Source organism: Paenibacillus sp. Marseille-Q9583, assembly GCF_976954365.1.
Window position 1 is genome coordinate 1 of sequence record NZ_CDRJTB010000142.1, and the last position, 3587, is coordinate 3587.

General features: G+C 41.1%; 4 protein-coding genes. 2 read left to right on the plus strand and 2 right to left on the minus strand.

The annotated features are described in order from the left end of the window. Nucleotides 1-408, plus strand: a 408-nt coding sequence (locus ACWNM1_RS30365) for a MerR family transcriptional regulator (protein WP_449603901.1), incomplete at its 5' end; no start/stop codon positions are given. Between the two features lie 72 nt (nucleotides 409-480). On the opposite strand, the gene ACWNM1_RS30370 is transcribed toward ACWNM1_RS30365, so the two are convergent. Then, a complete protein-coding gene (locus ACWNM1_RS30370; protein WP_449603902.1) occupies nucleotides 481-1119 on the minus strand; it encodes a YczE/YyaS/YitT family protein in 639 nt (212 codons plus the stop codon). A 116-nt stretch (nucleotides 1120-1235) separates the two neighbouring features. On the opposite strand from ACWNM1_RS30370, the gene ACWNM1_RS30375 reads away from it, so the two are divergent. Continuing rightward, nucleotides 1236-1436 (plus strand): hypothetical protein, encoded by a 201-nt coding sequence (locus ACWNM1_RS30375; RefSeq protein WP_449603903.1) that lies wholly within the window; start codon nucleotides 1236-1238, stop codon nucleotides 1434-1436. A gap of 160 nt (nucleotides 1437-1596) precedes the next feature. On the opposite strand, the gene ACWNM1_RS30380 is transcribed toward ACWNM1_RS30375, so the two are convergent. After that, entirely contained in the window at nucleotides 1597-3042 is a 1446-nt protein-coding gene (locus tag ACWNM1_RS30380) for a cellulase family glycosylhydrolase (RefSeq protein WP_449603904.1), read from the minus strand. Nucleotides 3043-3587 lie beyond the last annotated feature (545 nt).

The window sequence follows — 3587 nt, forward strand, 5'->3', positions numbered from 1 at the left end:
TATTCCATAAGTGAAGTTGCAGAGTCCTTTAACATGACGCCACATACCCTGCGTTACTATGACAAGGAAGGTCTTTTTCCTTCTATAGAAAGAACCTCCGGTGGTAAACGTATATTCAAACAATCCGATATGGACGCTTTAAAGGTAATTGAATGCCTGAAGTCTTCCGGGATGCCAATTAAAGAAATAAAACATTTCATTGAGTGGTGCTCAGAGGGGGATTCCACCTTACAGCAAAGATATGACATGTTCCTTGAGCGGAAAGCTTGCGTAGAAGCACAGATGGAAGAATTAAAAAAAACGATGGAAGTCATAGAACATAAATGCTTCTACTACAAGACCGCTTTGGATAGTGGTACTGAAGATATCCATAAAAATAATGAAATGAAAAGTTCATCCACTCATTAGGAATGGACCTTCAAATTACAGTAAAGGCGGGGCAGATTGATCTGCCCCGCCTTTACTCCATTCATAAACTTTTTAATTGGTACGCCTTTTTGCCAGAAGCTTCTCCGTAAAATTCACATCAAAAAAATGAATGATGGGTCCCAGACCAAGTGCTGACACTAAAGTTCCTAAGCCTACAATGCCTCCTGCCAGGAAACAAATCAAAGCACTAAGAGCATCCGTAAACATCCGGTGCCAAAAATAAGATATTTTAGGGAACTTCTCTCTCATAATCAGGGACAAGCTGTCGTAAGGAGCTACTCCTACCTTCGATGTCTGATACAAGGATACCCCAAAACTGCATACCACCACACCAATTGCTACGATAACCACTCGCTGCCATAACAACTGAGGTTCACCGAACAGAGATAGCCAATTACTATGAAAGAAGGTAGCAATATATCCTAAAAGAATTGCGTTTACGAAAGTCCCGGCTCCAATAAACTTTCGTCCTGTTATGTATTCGATTACAAACAATATCAGGTTCAATAAGATCAGAAAATTCGCATATGTCATACCTATGCAATCTGCAAGTGCCATTACCATGCCGCTGAAGGGATCATTCCCCATGCCGGACAACTTAAAAATACTGATTCCCATGCCCAGAAATACATTGCCGATAATCATAATAAGCAATCGTTTTTTATCGACGTTATGAATATATCCCCTCATATTGTCCATCCTATTTTCATATTAAAATTAACTTCCAATAACGACGTCATTATATCATATTTTCTTGATTTGGATTGGAAATAAATACAAAGACTATATAGAAAGGAGATGATCAAATGAAGGACGACCAGAAAGCTCCGCTTGACGTACGCGGCCCGGGTGTTGATCCCATAACCGAACCCGATTCAAACCTGGCTGGCGATATGGGAGCAACAGGTAAGCTGGAAGAAATCGTGGGTGCTTTGCAGGGCGACGAACCAGAGATCACAGCTCCCGGCATTTCTCCTGATAAACAAAATACAGAAACAACGGACTGAACATTATTTGAAGGGAACACAGCTAATGAAGTATCCCGTTTTTTTAATATTTGCTGGATCCGGGGTACTTCGTTTTCTAATCACCCTCCTAAAAAAAAAGCAACTTATCCGCAGACAAGTCGCCTTTTAATACTTTAATCAGTTCTTTCATAACTGAGAGTTAGTTTAATTGATACAGATTCCAATTTTGCGCATTCGAGCCATTATCATCCCAAATTTGAACATTCGTACCGTTTTCAGTGCCTGCGGAAGCTACATCCAAAGCTTTACCATTATGGCTGGCAATCAATTTATAAGCGCTCCCAACCTTGACAATTTTCCACTTTTGATTGGCTCCGGCACCATAACTCCATATTTGTACATTCGAACCACTAGCTGTACCCGCTACATCCAAACCTTTATTACTATTGACGTTAATGACTTTGTACAGCCCGCCGCCAACATCTGTGATCACCCACTGCTGAGCACCGGTTCCGTTATCGTCCCAGATCTGTACATTTGTACCGTCTGAAGTACCTGCGGCATTTACATCCAATGCTTTACCGCTGCCTACGTTAACCAATTTGTAGATTTTACCTGAAATGATGCCATCGCTTGGCGGTTGCGAGGATCCATACATTTGATCTTTGACAAACTTACCGGATGCAGTTAACTGCGCATCTGACCATCCACCATACGGGCTTGCGCCTGGCATCAGTGCAGCGGATACTTCCGTTTTGTCGCATAACGACCAGTTGGCCCAGCTTATTTTTCTATCTTGCATAAAGTCCGTCCAAACCTTAGATTCGGCAAGGAATGGACCGCCATCTCCAGAGGCATCGCTTGTTCCCCACTCCGTGATGAATACAGCTATACCTTTGCTTCTCGCATAATCTATACGATCTCTCAGCCATTGACCATGAGTACCAGCGTAGAAATGCGTTGTATACATAATGTTGCTGTAATAGAGCGGATTATTCGCCGCATCGTGTACATCCTGGCTCCATGTTCCGGTTCCAACGATAATAATACTACCCGGAGCAATAGAACGGATAACCGGAATGACTTCCTCTGCATAAGGCTTAATTTTATCGTTCCATGTAGTGGCAGATCCATTGGGCTCATTGCAGATTTCATAAATCACGTTCGGATAATCCTTATACAAGGAGGCCATTTCACTAAAAAATCCCTTCGCTTGTTGTTTGTAAACGTTCGGGTCTTGTTCACCCAACACATGCCAGTCGATGATTACATAGATGCCAAGATCAATAGCATTTTGTACAGCTTGTTTCACTTTATTTTTTTGGGAAGGGTCGTTGATATATCCGCCATCTTGTGTATACATCGCAGCACGAAACACGGTCATTCCCCAATTGTCTCTTAACCATTTCATACTATCATAGTTCGAAAACTGTCCAAACCATTGCAAGCCGTGTGAACTCATCCCCTTTAATTGGATCGCTTCTCCTGCCTGATTCACTAATTGGTTTCCAGATACTCGCAATTGGCCATTTTTGGATACTACCGAATTAACTTCTTCGGCCTTTACTTTTTCAGTTGGGACGAAAGATACGGCCATGAAGGTGATAAGAAATGCAAAAAAAACCGCAATCATTCTTTTCAACATGTATAACTACCTCCTTAAATTGTTTGTTGCACATTTTCGTGGCTTACTCGCTTGGACGCCCGATTGATAATCGCAGTACTTCATTCATTAAACCTGAATTTCGAGAAACCTGATCTAAAAATGATAAGGACTCCAAATCTCTGGTAGATTAGTGTTTATCCGTAAACATCACCCAAGTGAAAAACACCTTTAGATAAAGTATCCTAATGCTGTACGAACGCTGGAGGAAGCAAAGTATTTCTTGAATACTTAGAGAAAATTAGTGCCCGAAACCTTCATATACCTGGCCCCGTTAATCCCCCCTTTATCAAAGGATCACTTGCTAATCTATATGGTATCTCTTGGTGTCTCATTGTCATTTAGCGAATTACACATTAAATAGTAAAGATAATCGGATAATCGGATCATTGGTATCTTTATAGGTTGGAGAAGGCATATAGAGGTGAGAAAGGGTCCGATCTAAGAGGTATTATCAATCGAGTATAATAGTTATTTAAATTTAGATTGAGATTCACAAGATGCGTTCTCAAGCAGGTTTTTCTAAC

Coding starts and splice junctions, on each gene's coding strand:
- ACWNM1_RS30370 (WP_449603902.1), bottom strand. CDS start 1,119: ATGAGGGGATATATTCATAACGTCGATAAAAAACGATTGCTTATTATG.
- ACWNM1_RS30375 (WP_449603903.1), top strand. CDS start 1,236: ATGAAGGACGACCAGAAAGCTCCGCTTGACGTACGCGGCCCGGGTGTT.
- ACWNM1_RS30380 (WP_449603904.1), bottom strand. CDS start 3,042: ATGTTGAAAAGAATGATTGCGGTTTTTTTTGCATTTCTTATCACCTTC.